The organism is Paenibacillus sp. cl141a (genome assembly GCF_900109305.1).
Lineage (GTDB): Bacteria > Bacillota > Bacilli > Paenibacillales > Paenibacillaceae > Paenibacillus_AQ > Paenibacillus_AQ lautus_A.
The window spans coordinates 402,088-424,114 of sequence record NZ_FNZO01000001.1 but is presented as its reverse complement, the minus strand read 5'-3'; the positions used below and the strand labels follow the sequence as shown (position 1 = coordinate 424,114).

Below are 22,027 nucleotides of genomic sequence, written 5' to 3'. Positions count from 1 at the left end.
TCCTACTTCAACCTACTTTTCGGATCATGGACGCTGCATCCTTGCGGGAGGCCATCCATAGATAAACAGCCAGTAAAATAAATCCGTAGATGAAGGAATAGGCAATCGTCAGGAGCTTGACAGCCGGTGACCGCTCGTCGGCATGCATGAACAGGTCCATCATGACGGAGACAGGCGGAAGCAAGTAAGGGATGATTCCCCAATAAGCATGTTCGAACTGGACAATGGATCGACCGGCCAAGGATACAATGATCACGATGAATAGCAACCCTGCCGCTCTTCCCTGGTTCTCCATGAAGCTGAACTGAAAGAAAACGGACAGCGAAATGCCCAGCAAGGACATTGCGACATGTCCAACATAACCAAATGCAAGCTCGGAGAATGCAATCGGCTTATCAAACATCCCGAACATGACGGGATAAAAGACAGCAAATGCACTGAATAGGATGGACAGAAGGCTTACCGTCATATATTGGGCGGCATAAAACCGTAAGGCCTTGCCGCTATGAACAATCAGGAGCGTCGTTTGACGCCCTTGATCGTGATTGTGAAAATTCAAACCCAGCCAAGCTGAGCCGACAAACAGAAAAGCTGCCGTCACGGCAAAACTGTCCATGATCGGGTTAGGCCGGTAGGAGTAGAGGAACACCACCGAGATCAGCATAAATGCAATCGGAGCAAAGTATCGATAAGATCTTGTGTAACTGGCAAGCAAGTAACGAATCAGGGATCCCATCATGCTCCCTCCACCTCCATAGGCTGTCCGGAACCCGGGCGCTCAGGCTCTTTCATCTCTCCGCGCCAAGGCTCAAGCCGTAGCAGCGAACCGCTCGACTGCAAAATTTCCAGCAGCATGCCGTCCGCTGCCTGCCGCGTAACCATCATCGATGCCGGGTTGCCTCTGGATATCCAATAGAGAAACCCGGGACGGCGTTCAAGCTCCAGCATGTTGTCCGGCGAAACGTGCGTGAATTCCAGCTTCATCCGCTCTACATACGGACTCCTTTCAAGCAATCCGTCCCGCTCGATCCGCCCCTGCCGCAGCTTCGTCTCCCGATCAGCCAACGATGCAATAAGCAGCGGCTCGTGAACAGACATCACGATAGCCGTTCCTTGTCTTTTGATCTCGGTCAGAATGCCGACCATCTCCATTTGGGAGGACTCGTCCAATCCCGAAAGCGGCTCATCCAGAAGCAGCAGATCGGGCTGGCTAAGCAAGGCCTGCATGATATTGACCTTTTGCAGCATCCCTTTGGAGCATAACGTCATCTTTATGTCCTGCAGTTGAAACACATTCAGCATGGCATCGATCCGCTTCGCGGCTTCTTGTTTGTCCATGCCCTGAATGCCGGCCATGTGGCGCAAATATTCGGAAGGGCGAAACCGCAGCGCAGGAAAACGTTCCGGTACATAGCCGACGCGCAGCGATGTTCCATATTCGATCCTGGCCCCTTCCGACGGGTTAGTCAGCCCCGCTATCACATGCAGCATCGTGCTCTTGCCTGCGCCATTGCTTCCCGTTATCGCAACGCACTCAGCGCGGGAGATGCTCCAGGTGATGTTATGCAGGACGGCATACTTGCCGAAACGCTTATGTACTCCGTTCAATTCCAGCAGTTCTTGCAAACACTTCAACTCCTGTTCACATATTCTGGTGTTTGTATTTCGTTCAGGTATTTATCGAACACGATCGTGCCGGCGCCTATGACGCCCGCATACTCTCCCAACTCGGATGGCTGAAGCACGATTTTATCGTGAAAGCTGGACAAACTTCTGTTATATGATGTTTCTCTTACATATGTGAAGAAATCCGGGTACCGGTTCGCAAGAACACCACCGATGATAATGGTCTCCGGGGTTAGCAGATTAATGACATTAGCCAGGGATATACCGACATAACGAGCCGATTCGTTCAGCATATTGGCAGCCAATGGATCTCCGTCCAGACCGGCCGTGATCACATCGGAGATGTCCAATCCGTGATCATTGCCATCAAACGAGGATTGAAGAGAACTCGCAGCTCCGCGCCGCAGCTCTTCTCCGACCCTGCGGACGACGGCCATACCGGAAGCGATCGCTTCCAGGCAGCCGGTATTGCCGCAATTGCAGCGCGGACCGTCAATATCAATCGTGCAGTGCCCGATCTCACCGGCTCCATGAGGGTAACCCTGATATATTTTCTGGTTGAAGATCAATCCGCTTCCGATCCCAATATCCGCATCCACATATACCAAATGGTTGAAATGCCTGCCGTTTCCATACCATAACTCACCGAGTGCCATCACGTTAGCGTCTTTCTCGATTTGGGTCGGAAGCTCCGTATTCTCCTCGATCAGTCCCTTTAATCGGACCTGCTGCAGTCCGGGAAGGTTTGGCGGAGACAGAATCTTGCCTTGGACCGGATCAAGCGGTCCAGGAGCTCCCACCCCTATGCCGATGATTTGGGACTTCAGGCCCGACTCTTCCAATACGTCTTGGATCGTGGAGATGATGACATTCACCACGCTGCCACGATTGGTGTTATTTTCAAAGGAGGAGCGTTTCTCCATCATCGCTTTCCCCTGCAAATTAATGACTGCCGCTCTTACGGAGGAGGCGCTGATATGAACGCCAACCGTGCAAATATCACCGGGATTCAAGGAGAGGAGTTTGGGCTTCCTGCCCCGGCTGGACTCGTCATAAAACCCGGCTTCAGCAATCAATCGATCCTTCATCAGCTCATCCACCAAATTGTTCACGGCGGTAAACGTCAAATTCATTTTGGCTGCGATTTCCGCTTTCGTTAAACTGCCGTAGTCGCGGAGCAGCGCGATAATGCCGATGCGATTCAGGTTTTTGACATGCCGATTGTTCTTGCCAACGGAACTGTTCATCTTACAACCTCATTCTTTTTACCCATATTGTTCTAGCCCTCTCATACATCTATCATAGGTGAAAATTCGGAGTTAGTAAAATCCATTACTCGAACTGCATATGAAAAGCCTGACCTCCTATTCGGAAATCAGGCCTAGTTATATCACACAATAGAACTTGTTAGATTAAACGTGGCTCAGCATTTCGCGGCATGCTTCGGCACATTTCCGGCATGCTTCCGCACATTGTTTGCAATGCTCATGATCATGCTTCTCGCACTCTTCCGCGCAAGCCAGGCATGCCTTGATGCACAGCTCGCAAATTTCCTTAACGTAAGGGCTTTTGCGGGACATGGCTTGAGCCGCAAATGCACAAATATCCGCACACTCTCTATCGAGTGTAATACAATCGCGAAGCATGGCCAGCTCGTATTCTTTCAAGCAGGATACATAGCATACATTGCAAGCGTTCATACATTGGAGACATGCTTCGATGCATTCTTTATATTTGAGTTCATTTAACATTGGTAGATCCTCCTTGTAGTTATTACGCTATGCCTTTGTATTAAACGTTCGACTGCCCTCTGAATCAAACGCCGGCCAGAAAGTCCCAAGGAACAATTGCCCAGAATGATCAGGCTAAAATGGCTGACTTATGCCCGGCTTGTCTTCCCCTCCAGCTGTTCAAGCTGCTCCCTTAGCAGCGATTTCTGAAAATGCTCCCCGATAAACACCACCACATCCGGCACTTGGCCCTGTGGCGTTATCTTCATAAAATCGGATTCGCGAAACGCGTACTGGAACAAAAAACGGCTGTTCGTATCACTGAAGGTGAGAATGCCCTTCGCCCGGTATACATCCCTTGGCAGCCCGGCTATCAATCGTTCGAACTCCACGCTGTTTACCGGATGGCTGAAGTAGTATGTGTACGACATGACATGATCATGGGAGCCATGATCATGTGTTTGGTCGTGGTTGTGGCCAGGTTCATGGCTGTGGTCATGATCGTGGTTGTGGCCAGGCTCGTGGTTGTCGTCATGCTTATGGCTGTTGGCTTGCTTGTGCTTGTCTGTGTGCTCAAGGGCATCCCCGGCCTCGCGATGATGTACAATCGATTGCTCATTCCGATCCAAGGGATCGCTCTGCAGCAAAACTTCAACATTCAAGTCGCAGCGCACCGAAGGAACAATCAGGGCATGCGGATTCCACCGCTTCACCAGCTCTCGAATCGTCTCGCTGTCCCGGTCCTCGACCAGGTCCATTTTATTAAGGACAAGCGCGGAGGCTGCGCGAATCTGCTCCTGCATCAACCGGTAGGTCTTTCCCTTCTGCTCTATGTTCAAATGAAGCAGATGCGCGGCATCCACGACGGTGATCAGTTTTTTTACGTCAATTCTCATATATAATGAAGCTTCCGCGGTTGCGTCCAGAATCTCCATCGGATTGGCGATCCCCGTCGCTTCAATAACGATGACATCCGGCCGCTCCCGCTGGATCAGCATCGCGATTTCGGATGATAAATCGGAACGAATGGTGCAACAGATGCAGCCGCTCAGCATCTCTGCCGTCGGCACCGCTTCATCGGCTGCCAGCCCTTCAATGTTAACCTCGCCGATCTCGTTCATGACAATGGCCGGCCGCAATCCCTGCTGCTTGAAGGAGGCAATGAGGCGGCTAAGCAATGTCGTTTTTCCACTGCCGAGAAAACCTGATAAAATATAAATGGGTGTTACGTGCTCCACGTTCCATACTCCTTTGCGCACATTGTTTATTATGCTAGCGAGTGTACTACATTTCATCCGTCGACCGCAAGCGTCCCGCCATTAACTGAACAGGAGTTGTCATTAGGCATGAATTCAACGCAAGAACATAAACAGCAATCCCCCGCTTCCGTGAACTGTATGGTGATTACGGTTTCGGACACGCGGACGAAGGACACGGACAAGAGCGGCAAACTGATGATCGGCTTGCTTGAAGAAGCCGGACATGCCGTCGTGGCATACAGCATTGTTCCAGACGACTACGAAACGATCCGTGAAACGATTTATTCCGCGGCCAGCGCTTCGGAGATCGATATCGTGTTATTAACCGGCGGAACAGGCATCTCAAGCCGGGATACCACCTATGAAGCGGTCTCTTCGTTGCTGGATAAAGAACTCCCGGGATTCGGAGAGATCTTCCGCTTCCTTAGCTTCACCGAAGATATCGGGTCTGCGGCTATTTTAAGCCGCGCGATCGGAGGCACGATAAGCCACACGGCTGTCTTCTCGATGCCGGGTTCCAGCGGTGCCGTAAAACTTGCGATGAACCGCATCCTCCTGCCTGAACTGCGGCACGTCAAATATGAGCTGGATAAACACCGATCATAACCAGCTCACGCCGGGCACCATGAAAAAAGGCCGGATGCATATGGGCATCCGGCCTTAGCTGTATCCTAACTGCTGGCGCGTCGTTGATGTTTGGCAAGCAGGGAAGGTGCTATTTTTTTGACCTGGTCATAATAGTTATCCGTTTTGTCGCCTGTCGACGAATAGACGATGGACGTCTCCTTGTCACTTATGATCAGATTATGCCCGCCGGCCGCATTCGCATCCCCTTCTGTTACGCCATAGATTTCCTTAAGCCCTTTTTCCCGTGCCGCTTGATTCTGATAAACGTACACGGTAATAAACTGGCTTGCATCATAATTGATCCGGTATTGATACGTGATGTTGCCTACGTTGTCCTCCGCATAGGTTTCATTGGTCAGCGGCATGCCCGCCTGATTGAATGAGGCCTGGAGATCCTCAAGGAATTTTCCGTTCATGCCCCGCCCTGATATCCGGGCCTCCCTGGAACCTTCCTCGTAAGCCCTCATGTTATATAAGCGCGCCTCGTCCTTGGCCACCTGCTTGGAGCAACCGACCGATATGGCAAGAATGGAACAGAGCCATAACACGGTAACGATTTTGCGGTATTTCATGTTCACTCCCCCTTCCTTAGGTGTCAAAGGTTGCCTTCCCTTAGATTGCCTGAGGATGAGGAACATTATGCGTATGCGAAATCAGGGTAATATTACAAAGCGATGACGCTTCTTCCAACCGCCCCGCCTTTAAGAATGGTGTTCAGCACTACAGGCAGATCGGTTAGTCCGTATTCGGTAATTCCTTCTTGAAGCACGGATGCCGGCTTCCATTCATCGGCCAGCTTCGACCATACTGATCGGCGGTAGGCCATCGGGCAGTATACCGAATCGATTCCAAGAAGATTGATGCCTCTAAGGATAAACGGAAACACCGTCGTTTCAAACGCACCGCCGCCCGTCATGCCGGAAACGGCGACGCTTCCGCCGTATTGTACGCTTTTCAGGATGGCGCCCAAGTGATTACCACCGACGGGATCAACCACCGCTGCCCATTTCTCAGCGGAGATGGCCCCTTTGGAGGCTGCTGCAGCTTCTTCTCTGGAGATCACCTCATGGGCTCCCAGCTTCAAGAGCCAGTCGGTCTGGCTGGATTTGCCTGTCGATGCCGTTACCTCATAACCTAACTGGCTAAGAATGGATACCGCGAAGCTGCCGACTCCCCCGGTCGCACCCGTAACCAGGACGGAACCCTGCTCCTGCCGCAACCCATTCCGCAATAAAGCCTCGATCGATAAAGCAGCCGTAAACCCTGCGGTTCCGATGGCCATCGCATCGCGCGGAGACAAGCCATGGGGCAGGGGAACGAGCCATTCTCCCTTAACCCGTGCATATTGGCTGAACCCGCCTTCATGGGATACCCCTAACTCATAACCGGTACAGAGGACGGAATCGCCCTCCTTGTAATCCGCATGAGCGGAATGCACGACCGTCCCTGCCAGATCAATGCCTGGTATAAAAGGATACCTGCGAACGATTTTTCCACCCGGTATGCTGGCCAGCCCGTCTTTATAGTTAACCCCGCTGTATAACACCCTCACGATAACGTCGCCTTCGGGCAGCTGATCCAAACTCATGTTCTCCACGCTGCCGCGAACCCCTTGCTCATCTTGACGAAGAACGTAGGCCAGAAATTCGATTTCGTTGTCCACACATATCACTCCTTGGGTTAGTTTAGGTGCTGTAGATCAATCTGGATTTGCACTATGAATATGTCGAAGCTTAATAGATACTCTCGGAAAATGGCGGCTTCTGCGCTTTCCCGAGAAATGATCCACTATCGTCCTTTATAATCAGAATTGTGTTATTATGGAAAAAGAATACTATTATAAAAAATGATCAGCAGGAGTTGAAATCCACGTTATGACTCATTTTGATTATGGATCTAAACGTAGATCCTTCCGCTTCTCGTTCTTACTCACTCTGGTGACGCTATTTCTGTTACCGGTCGTCCATAAACCGATCAGCCAGATTTTTGGATTCCTTGGTATACATACACAGTCAGGGGGCATTGCCGGCTCGTTTCTCGTTTTCTTTCTAAGCCTCGGTGTCGTTCTAACGCTGTTTAGACTCGTCTTCTGGGTTTTCCCTTTAATTACCTGGCCTGGTCTCAAAGTGTACGTACTAATCGGCCTCCTCTTCATATTAATGACAGGGATCTACGAATACACAAGCACACACCGCTCGATCGAAGCGGCGGTATTCAAGGAGAAACATGCTTTTTTTGAAGCACCTTACAGCATTAATCATGCTAAAATCATACAATCCGAATTAACCTCGGAGAAGGCTTATTCTTTCGTGGTGACATCTAGAGCGGGACTACAATTATCCATCTATACCAAAGGGTGGTTCGGATGGAAGATGTCCGCCGTATCTATATTATACCCTTCTGCCAAGAATCCCTCTTCTCCGCCTGTATTCTCGGAGACAAGCGTGGATTCATCACTCGTATTTGGCCTGTATAGAAGCACAGAACCCATTCGGATTCATGTAAATGGTCAGCCTGCACATACCATACCCTACCAACAACTGAGGCCGGATGTCAGTGAAGATTTGTACATGTGGTATTACGAACGCCAGCCTGACATGCTTGAGATCAAGGACAAGGTTCATCTCACCGCTCGTGACGTCAACGGAAGTATCGTGGATCGACTCGACCTATAAGCCAAGTACAAAAAGACGCTCCTTCTCCTGCCAAGCGGCAAGATCGGGAAAGCGTCTTTTTCATTGCTGTACGTTATAACCTAATCTTCGTGCTGCTCCATGAACTCGGCCATCATCCGCTGCTTCACTTCCCAGACCTCTTCGCTCAGGTTCACGCGGTATATCTCCGGATTCAGCTTACGCAAATACTCGGGCCAGAACTGGCCCAGCTGAGCGTCATGATAGCTGCGGATCTCCTCCAGCTCGGGCAGTTCATACACCAATTCGCCATTCTGGAATATCGGTTCCAGCATGGACACCGCATCAAAGTTCTTCACGTTTTTGCGCATGTAAGGATGCAGCGGATTAAACAGCTTCAGCTTGCCGCTTTCCGGCGGCATTTCCTCTTCCGGGAAGCAGATGTAATCGGCGATCGCTTTGCCGCTGCCCTTGGATATGATGCGGTACACGTCCTTTTTGCCGGGAGTGGACACTTTTTCAGGGTTGCCCGAGATTTTGATGGTCGGTACCATCTTCCCGTCAACCTCCCGCTCTACCAGCTTGTAGACGCCTCCGAGCGCAGGCTGGTCGGCCGCCGTGATCAGCTGGGTACCGACGCCCCAAGTATCGACCTTGGCACCCTGTGCCTTGAGATCCAGAATCGTACCCTCATCCAGATCGTTGGAAGCTACGATGCCTACATAGTGAAGACCGGCCTCATCCAGCATCCTTCTTGCCTGAATCGACAGGTAAGCCAAATCCCCGCTGTCCAGACGAATGGCATTCATCCGCTTTCCTTGGGCCTCCAGCTTCTTCGCTGTAGCGATGGCATGCGGAATCCCGCTCTTTAAAGTATCGAAGGTATCCACCAGCAGCGTCACTTGATCCGGCATGACCTCGGCAAAAATATCAAATGCCTCCTGCTCGCTCCGGAAGGTCTGCACCCAGGAATGCGCATGCGTGCCTTTGGTCGGAATGCCGAATTTCTCGCCGGCCAGCATATTCGAGGTAGCATGGAAGCCGGCTAGATACGCTGCACGGGCTCCCCATACGGCCGCATCCGCTTCCTGCGCGCGTCTTGTGCCAAACTCCAGCAAGGTATCGCCGCCGGCCACCTGACGGATGCGGGAGGCCTTGGTCGCGATCAAGGTCTGAAAGTTCATGAAGTTCAGGAGCGCGGTTTCGACCAGCTGCGTCTCGAAAATGGTGCCTTCCACCCGAATGAGCGGTTCGTTCGGGAATACCAGCGCTCCCTCCTTCATGGAATGAATATTCCCTTGAAATCGGAAGCGGCGAAGCTCCTCCAGAAATTCAGGCTTATACTTCTCTTCCTGTTTGGCCAGATACGCGATATCCTCATCCGAGAAACGCAAGGACTCGATATAATGCACGATCCTTTCCAGTCCGGCAAAAACGGCGTACCCGTTACCGAACGGCAGCTTGCGGAAATATCCCTCAAACACCGCACGCGTACGATGAGAGCCGTTAATCCAATGCGCATACATCATGTTGATCTGGTATTTGTCCGTATGTAGTGCTAATCCTGCTGTCAGCATCACGATCATCCTCCAGTATGACCCGGTTCATCCATGCTTCCGGGTAGTTCGAGCTGTCTATCGATTAAGAAATTCTTCGCTTCGCACAACGGCTGCCCCGAGACTGCCCTGAAAGTGGCTCAACGCCCACTTATGCCCCTCCGGATTGAAACTGGCAACGCCATCCTCATAGACCGTTATTTTGTATCCGTAATTATACGCATCCACGGCAGTATGCAGCACGCAGATGTCGGTGCATACCCCTACAAGATCGACTTCGGTAATCCCGCGTTCCCGGAGCTTCTGGTTCAGTTCCGTACCGCAAAATGCGCTGTATCTTGTTTTATCCATCCAATAGATCGTATCCTTGCGACCCTCATAGACCTGCTGTAACTCGCCGTATAATTCCCGCCCCCGGGTTCCCCGGATGTTATGCGGAGGAAACAGCTTGGTTTCGGGGTGAAAAGCATCGTCCTGCTCATGCAGGTCCACGGCCATGACGACAAAATCTCCGCGATCGCTGTATAATCGGGTCAACTCAGCAATGGTCTTCTGAATGTCGATGGCGGGCTTCCCTACCGGCAGGTTACCATCCACGAAATCATTCGTGAAATCTATCACGATTAAGGCTTTCATCTGACACACTCCTCTACGACGTGATTAATGTGATCGATAAAAATAACAGCGGTTGAATCATAGACCTGCTACGTATAAATCGATAGCAGCGGCGCATGATCCGTAAATCGGTACAATTGGGCCGGACGTTGGGAATACTGGTTGGAGCTTAGCGGCTTGCCGTTCTCGTCCCGCGCTTCTTCCAGTATCCCCTGTCTGCTGCGGGTCGATGTGATTTTACGGATAAAGTTGGGTTCGTTGAACTCGGGCACAACCGTCTGGATGACCTGGTATAACTCGCTCAGCGTAAAATGCTCCGGCAAAAACTGCCTGGCAATCGTCGTTTGCAGCATTTGCAGCTGAATCTTGCGGTAAGCATCCATAATAATATCCCTGTGGTCAAATGCAAGCTCCAGCTCCTCCAGAGCTTCCGCGACCGTAAACAGGCCAACCTCTTCGGCGTCATCGGCAGCCTGGCGGTGCTCCAGCATCCACTCCTCTACGAGCGCATAGAAGGCATGGCTGATAATCCAGCCCCTTGGATCACGTCCCGGCGCGCTATACACGCCCAAGTACTCCAAGTGTCCGCCGTCCACCCCGGTCTCTTCCTTCAGCTCCCGTTTGGCGGCATCGTAAATCGACTCGCTTTCACGGCAAAAACCGCCGGGAAGCGCCCACATGCCGGCACAAGGCCATGACCTGCGCCGGATCAGCATCACCTTAAGCTCCCGAATGGGCAGTGTCTTGGTAAAGGTCTTCCGTTCCCGCTTCGTCAGGGTAAACATCACGATATCGGCGGGCACACCGTCCGGTGTTCTGTATTTCTTGTCACTGCTCTTTGGCGCCTGTTCGCGATCCGTCATTTCCATCACCATAACTATTAATTTGATAATTTCATTATGACATATTTAAAAATGATGTCAAGGATTTCCTAGCCCAATCTCTATATAACTTTACTATGCCCTATACATTCTCATTCTGTGCATGCCTTAACAAGAACAGAAAAGGTGCGGAACCATTCCGCACCTCGTTTCCTCTAACCGCAGCTGCTTGGCGGCGTATCTTTACCTGTTTCCACGTTCACTTTTTCCGAAACGGTATCGTGAATCACGGACACGACCAGCTGAAGGAGATAATTAATGTCGCTCTGACTTTGCTGGAACTCCATCACGAGCGGAATGCTGTCAATCTCCTCCTGAAGCTCTTCGATTTCGCGTTCGATTTTTGCAACCATGTCCTTGTTCTGGAACGTTTCAAAAGCCACGATTTCTTTTTGCTTTTTCTTAATGGTTTTGATCAGGTTTTGGACCCGTTCGTGGTTCTGGATCTTCTCTTCCGCTTGCTTAAACATCTGAACTTCTTCGCTTGTGGATATTAAATCCGCCAGCTCGCCGGCTTTCGCCAGAATATCGTCGCGTATTATCAATTCACGTGTATTGTAAGTGGACATACCGTAGGTGTTGGTACGAACATGATCATGTGCCAAGGTTCATCGCTCCAATTCTTCATCATCTATATGAGTATATGCAGGCATGGATCCATTGCGGTAACGGTCTATGCTGCATTGGCATGCTTCTTGCTCCTCCATTATACCGCATCTGAGGCAGGAATCGCGTCCGGGATCATATCCCCTTTGATATACCAGGTCTTCGTATCCGTGATCCGTACATTCACGAAGCTGCCTACGAGTTCCGTCGAGCCTTCAAAATGCACCAGCTTGTTCGTGCGCGTACGTCCGGACAGCATGGAATCATTGTTCTTGCTGACTCCTTCTACCAGGACCTCCACCGTAGATCCAAGCAGCCTGTCGTTGCTCTTGCGGCTGTATTCATTAATGGCGGCGTTCAAGCGCTGCAGACGCTCGCTCTTAACCTCCATCGGCACATTATCCTCCATCACCGCTGCCGGCGTTCCTTCGCGCGGAGAATAGATAAAGGTATACGCAGAGTCATAACCTACTTCCCTTACCAAGGACAGCGTCTCCTCAAACTGCTCATCGGTTTCGCCGGGGAAACCGACAATGATGTCGGTGGTGAACGCTACATTGGGAATCGCCTTCTTAATCTTATGGGCCAATTCCAGATACGTCTCGCGGGTATATTTCCGGCTCATTTTCTTGAGCACTTGCGTGCTTCCCGACTGCACCGGCAGATGAATATGCTCCACCAGGTTGCCGCCCTTCGCCAGCACCTCGATCAGATGATCGTCAAAGTCCCTTGGATGGGATGTCGTGAAGCGAACGCGCGGGATATCGATTTTGTGAATATCATCCATCAGATCGCCGAAGCGATACTGGATATCTTCAAAATCTTTACCGTATGCATTCACGTTTTGACCGAGCAGCGTAATTTCCTTATACCCTTGACGGGCCAATTCGCGAACCTCGGCAATGACGTCCTCCGGACGCCGGCTGCGTTCCTTGCCGCGGGTGTAAGGGACGATGCAGTATGTACAGAATTTATCACAGCCGTACATAATGTTGACCCAACCGCGGAGACCTTCCCTTTTCTTCGGAAGATTCTCGACAATGTCGCCTTCCTTGGACCACACTTCAACCACCATTTCCTTGCTGAAGAGCGCTTCCTGAATCAAGTGAGGCAAACGATGGACGTTATGCGTGCCGAAGATCAGATCCACGAAGCCGTGCTTCTGGAGAATTCGATTCACGACCGATTCTTCCTGCGACATGCAGCCGCAAACCCCAAGCAGCATATCCGGCTTTTCCGTCTTCAGATGCTTCAGGTGGCCGAGTTCGCCAAACACCTTGTCCTCCGCATTTTCACGAATGGCACAAGTGTTGAGCAAAATGATGTCCGCCTGCTTGCGATCTTCGGTTGCCCGGTAACCCATCTGCTCCAGCAATCCCTTAATCGTCTCGGAATCATGTTCATTCATCTGGCATCCGTACGTATACACGATGTAATGCTTGCCAGCCCCGATGCTTCGGAACTCTTCTGGCAGCTCGGTATCGTACAGGACTTCGACACTCTGTTTGCCGCGTTGTTTTTCCTGTCTATGATTAGGCTCCGAAAGAATGTTGATTTCCCGGCCATTGATGCGAATTCTCTTCCCGTGTTCGTCTTCCGAGAGAACTTTGGCTCCTGAAAAATCAAAATACTTGGAGTAGTCCTTACTTTCTTTGGACATGCTAGGTCACTCCTTAGATCCGCAAAATCTCTGGTTTACATGACAATATTGCTTAAATAGGCACTGTTTTAAATTATATCATGATCTTTATGCCTAAGCTACCACCCTGATGCTATTAGAGCGTTCCTTGGCCGTTGACTTTCTTCTTCCATAAGTTCGGCAGCACGCGGCCCATAAATTTGGAATTTCCAAAAAAAAGAGCCTGGCATCGATGAATCGATCCAGGCTCTTCTTGACTGCGAACTTGAAAGGTTGCGCATGCTTGACACATACAGTATGTTCTAATGGCTTTCTAAAGCCGCGGATTAATCAATAATTTCAGCAGTGTCTCCGTTTTTGGCGCCGGCTGCGTTGGCCTCATCGGTATCGATGTGCATGTCGAGCGCAAAATTGTCGGATACGCGGGCAATGACGTTCTCCAGCACGAGGCCGCGTTCGCCGCCTAGGCGCACTTTGAGCAGGTCCTTGTCCTTGATGCCCCACTGTTCCGCAGCGGATGTATGGAAGTGAATATGACGAGCGGCCACGATGACGCCTTCGTCCACCGTTACTTCACCTGCCGGGCCTTTAATCGTGATTCCCGGGGTTCCGGCAATGTTTCCGGATTCGCGCACGGGTGCTTTCACGCCGATGGCAAAGGAATCCGTACGGGAAATTTCCAACTGGGTTGCAGGACGCGCAGGTCCCAAAATTCTTACTTTATCGAATTGTCCCTTCGTTCCAATGACCGCTACCGTTTCGTTGGCCGCGAATTGTCCTGGCTGGGACAAAGGTTTGAACTCTGTAAGTTGATATCCAGGGCCGAACAATGCCTCAATATGCTCTTGGGTTAAATGAATATGGCGGGCGGATACACCCACAGGTACAGTTTTACTCATCTGTCTCACTCCTTGTTTTTCTCTATATGCTGTACATGCCATCACCTATTATACTCTCTATTACCCAAAAATAAAAAGGCAACCCGCGTGTTTCAGGGCGCCTTCTTTTGTTTCTTGCGCGATCTGCAACAGGATTGTCATAGTTATCCTCGAATCCAGGATGTTATGCGTCATGTTCATCTTCTGGAACCGGCGATGAAGGCAAATACTGTTCAAGGAAACGCAGCGGATTATCCGACATCCAGCCCTTGACCATCGATTCGGGATAAAATTTGAGCAGCAGCTCCTGAAAATCCGGAAACCGGCCCGGATGCTCCAGCCCTTCGATCCACTGATCGATCCCGTCGAAATCCGACCCGAACATGATGTGTTTCTCTCCGCCCAGCTCACAAATCTTCTCGATGTGCGGCAGGACGTCCTCCGGCATCACACGCTCGACACCGCTGCGGACAAACCAGGGCACAAACGTGATGCCGATCATGCCGTTTAACGCTATCAGTGCCCGTATCTGTTCATCGGTCAAATTCCGGGGATGCGGGCAAATGGAGTACGCATTGGAATGCGAAGCAATGACGGGCCTCTTAGTCAGCTCCGCCAGCTCCCAGAAACCGGCCTGGGACAGATGGGCCACGTCCAGAATGATGCCTGTTCTATGACATTGCTCGATCAGTTGACGTCCCCGTTCCGTAAACCCGCCGTTTCGCTGCTCCAGCACGCCATCCGCTGCCCAGTTGGCATAATTCCAGGTAACTCCCATCAATCGTACGCCCATATCAAATAAAAGCTGAACGTAATACAGATTGCCATCCAACCCGTCAACGCCTTCCAGCGACAGGACGCCGTAACGCTCCGTGTTGCGTTGTCTCATCTCTCGAACTTGTTCCCGCCAGAGCAGAGGCTTCAGATGACCCGCGTTCACGATGCGGCTTCGGTATACATCCAATTGGGCCAGCACCCGTTCAAAGGAGGGCCTCCCGAATTTCTCCGACAAGAACACAGCGAATACCTGAAGCGCCAGATCCCCGTGCTTCAAACGCTGCATCGTTACATCCAAATGCGGGCCGTCCACAAAAGAGGCTTTGGGATCTTCCCACATTTTGCTCAAAACATCGCAGTGAAAATCAACCGTCCGCATCGCGCCGCTCATCCCCCTTCTGACCTGTCACAGCAAAAAGCCTGTTTACGCTAAGCAGAGTAAACAGGCTCATCCTCAACATTCGAAATTTATCTAGGTTCCACGATCAATTTAATTGCCGTCCGGTCTTCGCCATCAATCACAATATCCGTAAAAGCAGGGATGCATATCAAATCCACCCCGCTCGGTGCCACAAATCCCCGGGCAATCGCTACCGCTTTAATGGCCTGGTTCAGTGCTCCCGCCCCAATCGCTTGCAGTTCCGCTCCGCCCCGCTCCCGAAGAACTCCAGCGAGCGCCCCTGCAACCGAATTAGGATTGGATTTTGCTGAAACTTTTAATACTTCCATGGTAAGTACCTCCCCTGGGAATGTTGAGTGATGGTTTGCTTCCGCTTACTAGATGTTATTCGTGAGAGGGGAAAAAATTCCTGCTTTTTACCATCCGTACCTAATTTAATTAAACGGATTTTGACGCTTTTAATCCATCCGCCATTCATCTTCGTACATGCGGATTTTTTGGATCTTCCGGGCTTTCCCTGTCTCCTCATCCATGTCCACGCATACGGCGTGGAACTGCCATTTGCCCTCGTCGACCTGGAAACGGGCAGGAAGCTGGGTCTTGAATTTATACATGACCGCATCGCGCTGCATGCCGAGGATGCCTTCCTTAGAGCCGACCATGCCGGTATCCGTAATGTATGCCGTTCCTCCCGGGAGTATGGTATCGTCATTGCTCTGCACGTGGGTGTGCGTGCCGACCACCATCGAGGCACGGCCTTCCAGATGCCATCCCATGGCAATTTTCTCCGAGGTCGCCTCAGCATGAAAATCCACAAGGATGCATTTGTGCTTCTGGCGCAGTGTTTCCACGATGTCATCGGCAGTCCGGAACGGGCAATCGATGGCTGGCAGGAATGTCCGTCCCTGCAGATTCACGATCGCCAGCTGTTTGCCGTTCGCTTTAATGACGGTGTATCCGCGGCCGGGTGTCCCCGGCGGAAAGTTCGCCGGCCGAATCATGCGGGGTTCGTCGTCGATAAACTCAAAAATATCCTTGTTATCCCACGTGTGGTTTCCCAAGGTGATGCCATGAATGCCCCAATTGAAAAATTCATTGGCTATGGCCGAGGTGATGCCGCGTCCTGAAGCCGCGTTCTCCCCATTGGCAATAATGATGTGCGGATTATATTTGGACTTCAGCTCCGGAAGGGAAGCTTTCAGCGCCTTGCGTCCTGTGCTGCCGACAATGTCTCCGATGAATAATACTTTGATGTCAATCACTCCTTCAGGGGAGCCTGTCCTGTCCTGACTTGATCCCGGGCAGGCGGTTCCCGATTCATGGATAGTCCGATATGTATTTTCGGATATCTTAAAGATAAAAAGTGGCCGGAATGCGGCCACTTTTTAAGGTCCAAACTCTATTTCGCGTAATCGACCGCACGGGTTTCCCGGATAACGGTGACTTTAATATGACCCGGATAATCCAGTTCATTTTCAATCGTTTTGGTAATGTCGCGTGCCAAGCGGAATGCTTCGGCATCGTCGATTTTTTCCGGTTGCACCATGACGCGAACTTCACGTCCTGCTTGAATGGCGTAGGATTTCTCAACGCCTTCAAAGGATTCGGAAATTTCCTCGAGCTTCTCAAGACGACGGATGTACGTCTCAAGCGTCTCTCTGCGTGCTCCCGGTCTGGCAGCGGACAATGCGTCAGCTGCGCCCACCAGCATGGCAATAACCGAAGTTGCTTCGCAATCGCCGTGATGAGAGGCAATGCTGTTGATAACCACCGGATGTTCCTTATACTTCTTCGCCAGCTCCACGCCGATTTCAACGTGCGATCCTTCCACTTCATGATCCAGCGCTTTACCGATGTCATGCAACAGTCCTGCCCGTTTCGCAAGCACGATGTCTTCGCCCAGTTCGCCGGCCATCAGGCCAGTCAAATAGGCCACTTCCATGGAGTGTTTCAACACATTTTGTCCATAGCTCGTACGGAATTTCAGTCGACCCAAAATTTTGATCAAATCCGGATGCAAACCGTGTACACCAACCTCGAAAGTGGCTTGTTCTCCATACTCGCGAATGCGTTCGTCCACTTCCTTGCGGGATTTCTCCACCATTTCTTCGATACGAGCCGGATGAATCCGTCCGTCCGCCACGAGCTTTTCCAAAGCCGTACGGGCAATTTCACGGCGAATCGGATCAAATCCGGACAGAATGACAGCTTCCGGAGTATCATCGATAATAAGGTCAATCCCTGTAAGGGTCTCAAGCGCACGAATGTTTCGGCCTTCACGTCCGATAATTCGGCCTTTCATTTCTTCGTTCGGCAAGGTGACAACAGAAACCGTGGTCTCAGCTACGTGATCAGCCGCACAGCGTTGAATAGCCAGCGTGATGATCTCGCGTGATTTCTTATCTGCTTCTTCCTTCGCCTGCTGCTCGATTTCTTTGATCATCTGAGCGGTTTCATGACGAACTTCTTGCTCGACATTGCTGAGAATGATGCTGCGGGCATCCTCCATCGTCAGGTTGGAGATGCGCTCCAGTTCCGTCGTTTGCTTCTTGTAAATGGCATCGATTTGCTGCTGGGTTTCCTCTATTCGTTTCTCTTTGTTCGCCACTTGTTCTTCTTTACGTTCCAAAGATTCTATTTTTTTATCCAGCGACTCTTCCTTTTGCAACAATCTGCGCTCCTGCCGTTGAATTTCATTCCGGCGCTCGCGAGTGTCTTTTTCAGCTTCGGCTCTGATTTTATGAACTTCGTCTTTAGCTTCGAGAACCGTTTCTTTCTTCAATGCTTCTGCTTCCTTCTTCGCACTTTCGACGATCTGCAAAGCGGCATGCTCGGCACTGGAAATTTTAGCTTCTGCAAGGGATTTGCGAATAAAATAACCGAACCCAAAGAATATAGCGGCTACAGCGAGAACGATTATGATCCAGATCCAAGTTTCCATCTGTTCACCTCCTCGTTGTTTCCTCCAAGGCATTCCTTGGGAAAATGTGCAATTGTCAGGTTACTCATTCATACATAAAATTTTCCGGCAGTGGAAGCTGCCGTCCATACTGCGCACGCCATCATGATCGTACGCAAATCCCGCCTTAGCCAGCGGAATACATTTCACTATGAATTGGCGATTTAAGAATCTTTCACAAAGTAGTCACTTTTTTGGAAGGAAAAAGGATTCTAATTTATGATAAAAAGATTCATATTTATTTTAGTATTTATAAAAAGATATTGTCAAGGGAAAGCAATGGGTAAACGTCAGTTTCATCCAGTGAAACCATTTCTTTCGCGAAAAAATGCGCACCTGCTTGCGCTTTATTCAAAATCATCCGGCTCTTCGTCCCAATCGGCTTCCTCCTGATCCTCTTCGATCAGAAGTTTGAGGGCCTGGCGCACAGGCTCTCCCCCAAAACCCCTACGCATTAAATATGCTCCGGTTTTACGTTTGCGATCCAGCAGCTCCCCCTGGGTTTGCTGCCATTTTTTACGGCCAACGGCCAGGCAGCTCTCCAATTCCGATTCTGCGCTGATCTCGCCCAAAGCCTCCGAAATCAGCTGGGTGCCGATTCCCTTCTGTCTCAGCTCCTGCTTAACCCACAGCCGTCCCTTCTTATGGCTCGTCATGCGCTGCTCTGCCCACATCTTAGCGTACAGCGCGTCATCCACCAGCTTGTCCTTCTCGAGGCGTTCCAGCGTCGTCTCCACGCTGCCGGGCTCGAACCCCTTTTGCTGCAAACGCTGCGTGATCTCCTGAGTCGTCCTTGGTTTCCGCGCCAAATGATTCAGCGCTTCCACGTAAGCCCGCTGCCGCTCATCTGCCACGACAATCTCCTGCAGCTCTTCCTTGCGAAAAACATTTCCCTTCAACATGCGATATTTAAGCATCACGTCTTCATGAACGGTCATAAGGTACGGTCCGAACGCGATTTGATACCGGTGTTTGGGCTTTTTCAGCATTTCGACTGAGGTTATGACCAGATCCTCGTCTTCCGGAAAATGTCCAATTCCCGAGGATTCCGCCAGCCCCGACATTTCTTTATTCTCTATATCCATACGACGCTCCCTTCACTGCTGCACGCTTCCCGACACATCGCCAAGACCATTGATGGTGGCAGAAATAAATGCAAAGAAGACCGTCTGGCGTTACCCACACCGGACGGTCCCCAACACTGTCATCGTTAACCAGCGATTGATTTATTACTCTACCTTAAACAACTCTTGCTCTTCCAATTGCTCTTGTTCCTTCTCCTTGTCGGAAGGCTCAGGAACAGCCGTCGTCAGGTTACTCGCTTCACGGATCTTGTTCTCGATCACGCTTGCGATCTCCGGATTCTCCTTCAAGAATTGCTTCGCATTCTCGCGGCCTTGACCAAGACGGTCACCGGCATAAGAATACCATGCTCCGCTCTTATCCACGATATCCAGTTCTGTACCGATATCGATCAGGCTTCCCTCTCTAGAGATGCCTTCGCCGTACATAATATCAAGCTCGGCCTGTTTGAATGGTGGAGCTACCTTGTTCTTGACAACCTTAATCCGTGTTCGGTTACCCACCACATCGTTGCCCATTTTGATGCTCTCAATTCGACGCACGTCCAAACGAACCGTGGAATAGAACTTCAGAGCACGTCCGCCTGGGGTTGTTTCAGGGTTACCGAACATAACACCAACCTTCTCGCGAAGCTGGTTGATAAAGATGGCAATCGTTTTCGACTTATTGATGGCTCCCGACAATTTACGAAGAGCCTGGGACATCAGACGGGCTTGCAGACCCACGTGGGAATCACCCATGTCGCCTTCGATCTCGGCTTTCGGTACAAGCGCGGCGACCGAGTCAATAACGATGACATCGACGGCGCCGCTCCGTACCAGAGCCTCCGCAATTTCCAGCGCCTGCTCGCCCGTATCCGGTTGGGAGAGCAGCAATTCATCAATGTTAACGCCCAATTTGTTTGCATACGATGGATCCAGGGCATGCTCGGCATCGATAAATGCAGCTTGTCCGCCAGCCTTCTGAACCTCTGCGATAGCATGCAGGGCTACTGTTGTTTTACCGGAGGATTCCGGTCCGTACACTTCAATAATCCGGCCTCTAGGCAAGCCGCCGGTTCCTAAAGCTATATCCAATGCCAACGATCCGCTTGGCACAATCTCTACCTGCATATGGGTGGATTCACCCAGTTTCATAATGGAACCTTTTCCGAACTGTTTCTCTATCTGACGAAGCGCCATTTCCAGCGCAGCACGACGATCTGACAATTGTTCCACAACCCTTCACTGTTGATAGTCTTATCATACCTTGTTTTGACACGTTTGCCAAGCTTTTTTTCGAACATACATTCGTTTTTTTTATTCAGCTCCCCTTCCCGTTCATGCTCCGAACCCTATGTATAAAGAACAAGAACCGTGGCAACATCAATCGATATGCCACGGTTCTTCCGTATTTCCCATTATACTTGGAACGGCTCCTGAATTCAAGAACAGCTATTTAGCAAGGTGTAAATTTTTTACTTTTTCAATTGCCCGGTCGCCTTGGCCACGAAGCCTAAGCCTGCTCAGACGCTACGAGACGCTGCCAAAGCCGGTATAGCAGCGCCTTGGTTGCGCGGAGCCGGATCGTTTCGCGGTTGCCTTGGAGGTTCAGCTCATGCACTTCCGTTTCTTTGCCCCGTTGGGACAATCCGATGTAGACCAGCCCTATTGGCTTGCGTTCCGCGTAACCCGGACCTGCCACGCCTGTCACCGATAAACCGAAGTCGCTGTCGGTTACCATCCGGACATGGTCCGCAAGCGCTTCTGCAACCTCCGCACTGACGGCCCCCGGCGCATCGTCCCCCTCCAGCAGCGCATGCGGGATATGCACAAGCTTCTCCTTGATCTGGTTGGTGTAACAGATGATCCCCCCAAGAAACATCGATGCGCTTCCGGGAATGGAGGTCAGGGTCTCCGCTACAAGTCCTCCCGTGCAGCTCTCCGCGGCGCTCAGCGTCCAGCTTCGATCGGCCATCATGTCCACGATGACCTTTTCGATAGGCACATCCTCGTTGGCATACATAAATTCAGGCCCTCTCTCCCGGATCCTGGCTTCGAGTTCATTCAGCCGGACCAGCGCCTCAGACTCGCTGGAGGCCTTCGTGGAGATACGGACGGTGACCTCCCCATCCTTGGCATACAAAGCAATCGTCGGATCGGTCTGGGCCGTAATCAGGTCCTCCAGGCGCTGATCCAGCGCGGACTCCCCAATGCCCGCGAATTTAAGCATCTTCGAATAGATGGGAAGCTCATCCGTGAGCACATGCTGCAGAAGCCAAGGCTTGGCCTCCTGCTCAAACATCGGCATCAATTCTTTGGGCGGCCCCGGCAAAACGATATAATGAGTGCCTTCATGGGATACCGCGTTCCCGACAGCGAGGCCTGTCTCGTTCGGAAGCGGGGTGCCGCCCTCGATGGCGAGCGCCTGGCGCCGATTGTTCTCGGTCATGACGGATCCCCGCTCATGAAAGAAGCGTTCAATCCGGTCCATGGCCATCCGGTCGATATGCAAGGAACGATTTAGAAAGGAAGCCAGCGCATCCTTCGTCAGATCGTCCTGCGTGGGACCGAGACCGCCGGACAGGAGTACAATATCGGCTCTGCTGCTGGACAGGCGCAAGGCCTCCTTGAGCCTCTCCAGGTTGTCCCCGACAACGGTTTGATAGTACACGTCGATCCCCATTGAAGCAAGCTGTCTGGACAAATACTGCGCATTGGTATTCACGATCTGTCCGAGGAGAAGTTCTGTTCCAACTGCAATGATTTCTGCTTTCATG

At 51.2% G+C, this 22,027-nt stretch carries 22 protein-coding genes; 2 read left to right on the top strand and 20 right to left on the bottom strand.

The genetic code is table 11. From position 1 onward, the window contains the following. Positions 1-7: 7 nt before the first annotated feature. The 5 genes from BMX45_RS02015 to BMX45_RS01995 all read right to left on the bottom strand — a co-directional run bounded on the left by BMX45_RS02015 (position 8) and on the right by BMX45_RS01995 (position 4,594). Positions 8-739 carry a hypothetical protein gene (locus tag BMX45_RS02015; RefSeq protein WP_090908261.1) on the bottom strand — a complete coding sequence of 244 codons (732 nt, stop codon included), beginning with the start codon at positions 737-739 and terminating at the stop codon, positions 8-10. Then, complete coding sequence (locus BMX45_RS02010) at positions 736-1,626, bottom strand: ATP-binding cassette domain-containing protein (RefSeq protein ID WP_090908260.1); 891 nt, start codon at positions 1,624-1,626, stop codon at positions 736-738. Before BMX45_RS02010 ends, BMX45_RS02015 begins: the two co-directional genes overlap by 4 nt. A 5-nt stretch (positions 1,627-1,631) precedes the next feature. Next, on the bottom strand, positions 1,632-2,873 hold the full coding sequence (locus BMX45_RS02005) for an ROK family protein (protein ID WP_090908259.1): 1,242 nt from the start codon (positions 2,871-2,873) through the stop codon (positions 1,632-1,634). Positions 2,874-3,038: 165 nt separating this feature from the next. Then, positions 3,039-3,377 carry a four-helix bundle copper-binding protein gene (locus BMX45_RS02000; protein WP_009590455.1) on the bottom strand — a complete coding sequence of 113 codons (339 nt, stop codon included), beginning with the start codon at positions 3,375-3,377 and terminating at the stop codon, positions 3,039-3,041. A 128-nt stretch (positions 3,378-3,505) separates the two neighbouring features. Next, positions 3,506-4,594 (bottom strand): CobW family GTP-binding protein, encoded by a 1,089-nt coding sequence (locus tag BMX45_RS01995; protein WP_090908258.1) that lies wholly within the window; start codon positions 4,592-4,594, stop codon positions 3,506-3,508. Between the two features lie 108 nt (positions 4,595-4,702). Between BMX45_RS01995 and BMX45_RS01990 the strand changes: the two genes are divergently transcribed. Further along, positions 4,703-5,221, top strand: coding sequence for a MogA/MoaB family molybdenum cofactor biosynthesis protein (locus BMX45_RS01990; protein WP_090908257.1), 519 nt, complete (start codon positions 4,703-4,705; stop codon positions 5,219-5,221). 65 nt (positions 5,222-5,286) lie between these two features. Here BMX45_RS01990 and BMX45_RS01985 read toward each other — a convergent pair whose 3' ends face one another. Together BMX45_RS01985 and BMX45_RS01980 are read right to left on the bottom strand one after the other, a co-directional pair. Then, on the bottom strand, positions 5,287-5,814 hold the full coding sequence (locus BMX45_RS01985; RefSeq protein ID WP_090908256.1) for a hypothetical protein: 528 nt from the start codon (positions 5,812-5,814) through the stop codon (positions 5,287-5,289). 92 nt (positions 5,815-5,906) lie between these two features. Next, entirely contained in the window at positions 5,907-6,905 is a 999-nt protein-coding gene (locus tag BMX45_RS01980) for an NADPH:quinone oxidoreductase family protein (protein ID WP_090908255.1), read from the bottom strand. A gap of 496 nt (positions 6,906-7,401) precedes the next feature. On the opposite strand from BMX45_RS01980, the gene BMX45_RS31665 reads away from it, so the two are divergent. Then, positions 7,402-7,917: a hypothetical protein gene (locus BMX45_RS31665; RefSeq protein WP_254777917.1), complete on the top strand. Its 516-nt coding sequence runs from the start codon at positions 7,402-7,404 to the stop codon at positions 7,915-7,917. An 80-nt stretch (positions 7,918-7,997) separates the two neighbouring features. Here BMX45_RS31665 and BMX45_RS01970 read toward each other — a convergent pair whose 3' ends face one another. The 13 genes from BMX45_RS01970 to BMX45_RS01910 all read right to left on the bottom strand — a co-directional run bounded on the left by BMX45_RS01970 (position 7,998) and on the right by BMX45_RS01910 (position 22,026). Continuing rightward, the gene (locus tag BMX45_RS01970; protein WP_090908253.1) at positions 7,998-9,452 is read right to left on the bottom strand and encodes a nicotinate phosphoribosyltransferase; all 1,455 of its coding nucleotides are present in this window, start codon (positions 9,450-9,452) and stop codon (positions 7,998-8,000) included. A 57-nt stretch (positions 9,453-9,509) separates the two neighbouring features. Continuing rightward, entirely contained in the window at positions 9,510-10,067 is a 558-nt protein-coding gene (locus tag BMX45_RS01965; protein ID WP_090908252.1) for a cysteine hydrolase family protein, read from the bottom strand. Between the two features lie 68 nt (positions 10,068-10,135). Further along, the gene (locus tag BMX45_RS01960; RefSeq protein WP_090908251.1) at positions 10,136-10,921 is read right to left on the bottom strand and encodes an NUDIX hydrolase; all 786 of its coding nucleotides are present in this window, start codon (positions 10,919-10,921) and stop codon (positions 10,136-10,138) included. 161 nt (positions 10,922-11,082) lie between these two features. Then, positions 11,083-11,532 carry a YlbF/YmcA family competence regulator gene (locus tag BMX45_RS01955; protein WP_090908250.1) on the bottom strand — a complete coding sequence of 150 codons (450 nt, stop codon included), beginning with the start codon at positions 11,530-11,532 and terminating at the stop codon, positions 11,083-11,085. 101 nt (positions 11,533-11,633) lie between these two features. Next, a complete protein-coding gene (miaB, locus tag BMX45_RS01950) occupies positions 11,634-13,193 on the bottom strand; it encodes a tRNA (N6-isopentenyl adenosine(37)-C2)-methylthiotransferase MiaB (protein ID WP_090908249.1) in 1,560 nt (519 codons plus the stop codon). 305 nt (positions 13,194-13,498) lie between these two features. Then, entirely contained in the window at positions 13,499-14,071 is a 573-nt protein-coding gene (pduL, locus tag BMX45_RS01945) for a phosphate propanoyltransferase (protein WP_090908248.1), read from the bottom strand. Between the two features lie 163 nt (positions 14,072-14,234). After that, positions 14,235-15,206: a dipeptidase gene (locus BMX45_RS01940; protein WP_090908247.1), complete on the bottom strand. Its 972-nt coding sequence runs from the start codon at positions 15,204-15,206 to the stop codon at positions 14,235-14,237. 89 nt (positions 15,207-15,295) lie between these two features. Next, on the bottom strand, positions 15,296-15,556 hold the full coding sequence (locus BMX45_RS01935; RefSeq protein WP_006211249.1) for a stage V sporulation protein S: 261 nt from the start codon (positions 15,554-15,556) through the stop codon (positions 15,296-15,298). A 129-nt stretch (positions 15,557-15,685) separates the two neighbouring features. Continuing rightward, positions 15,686-16,489, bottom strand: coding sequence for a TIGR00282 family metallophosphoesterase (locus BMX45_RS01930; protein WP_090908246.1), 804 nt, complete (start codon positions 16,487-16,489; stop codon positions 15,686-15,688). 137 nt (positions 16,490-16,626) lie between these two features. Then, the gene (rny, locus tag BMX45_RS01925; protein WP_009589303.1) at positions 16,627-18,168 is read right to left on the bottom strand and encodes a ribonuclease Y; all 1,542 of its coding nucleotides are present in this window, start codon (positions 18,166-18,168) and stop codon (positions 16,627-16,629) included. 365 nt (positions 18,169-18,533) lie between these two features. Then, on the bottom strand, positions 18,534-19,271 hold the full coding sequence (locus BMX45_RS01920) for a regulatory protein RecX (RefSeq protein WP_090908245.1): 738 nt from the start codon (positions 19,269-19,271) through the stop codon (positions 18,534-18,536). 144 nt (positions 19,272-19,415) lie between these two features. Further along, positions 19,416-20,477, bottom strand: a complete 1,062-nt coding sequence (gene recA, locus BMX45_RS01915; RefSeq protein WP_015736279.1) for a recombinase RecA — start codon at positions 20,475-20,477, stop codon at positions 19,416-19,418. Positions 20,478-20,763: 286 nt separating this feature from the next. Next, on the bottom strand, positions 20,764-22,026 hold the full coding sequence (locus tag BMX45_RS01910) for a competence/damage-inducible protein A (protein WP_090908244.1): 1,263 nt from the start codon (positions 22,024-22,026) through the stop codon (positions 20,764-20,766). Between the last annotated feature and the right edge of the window lies 1 nt (position 22,027).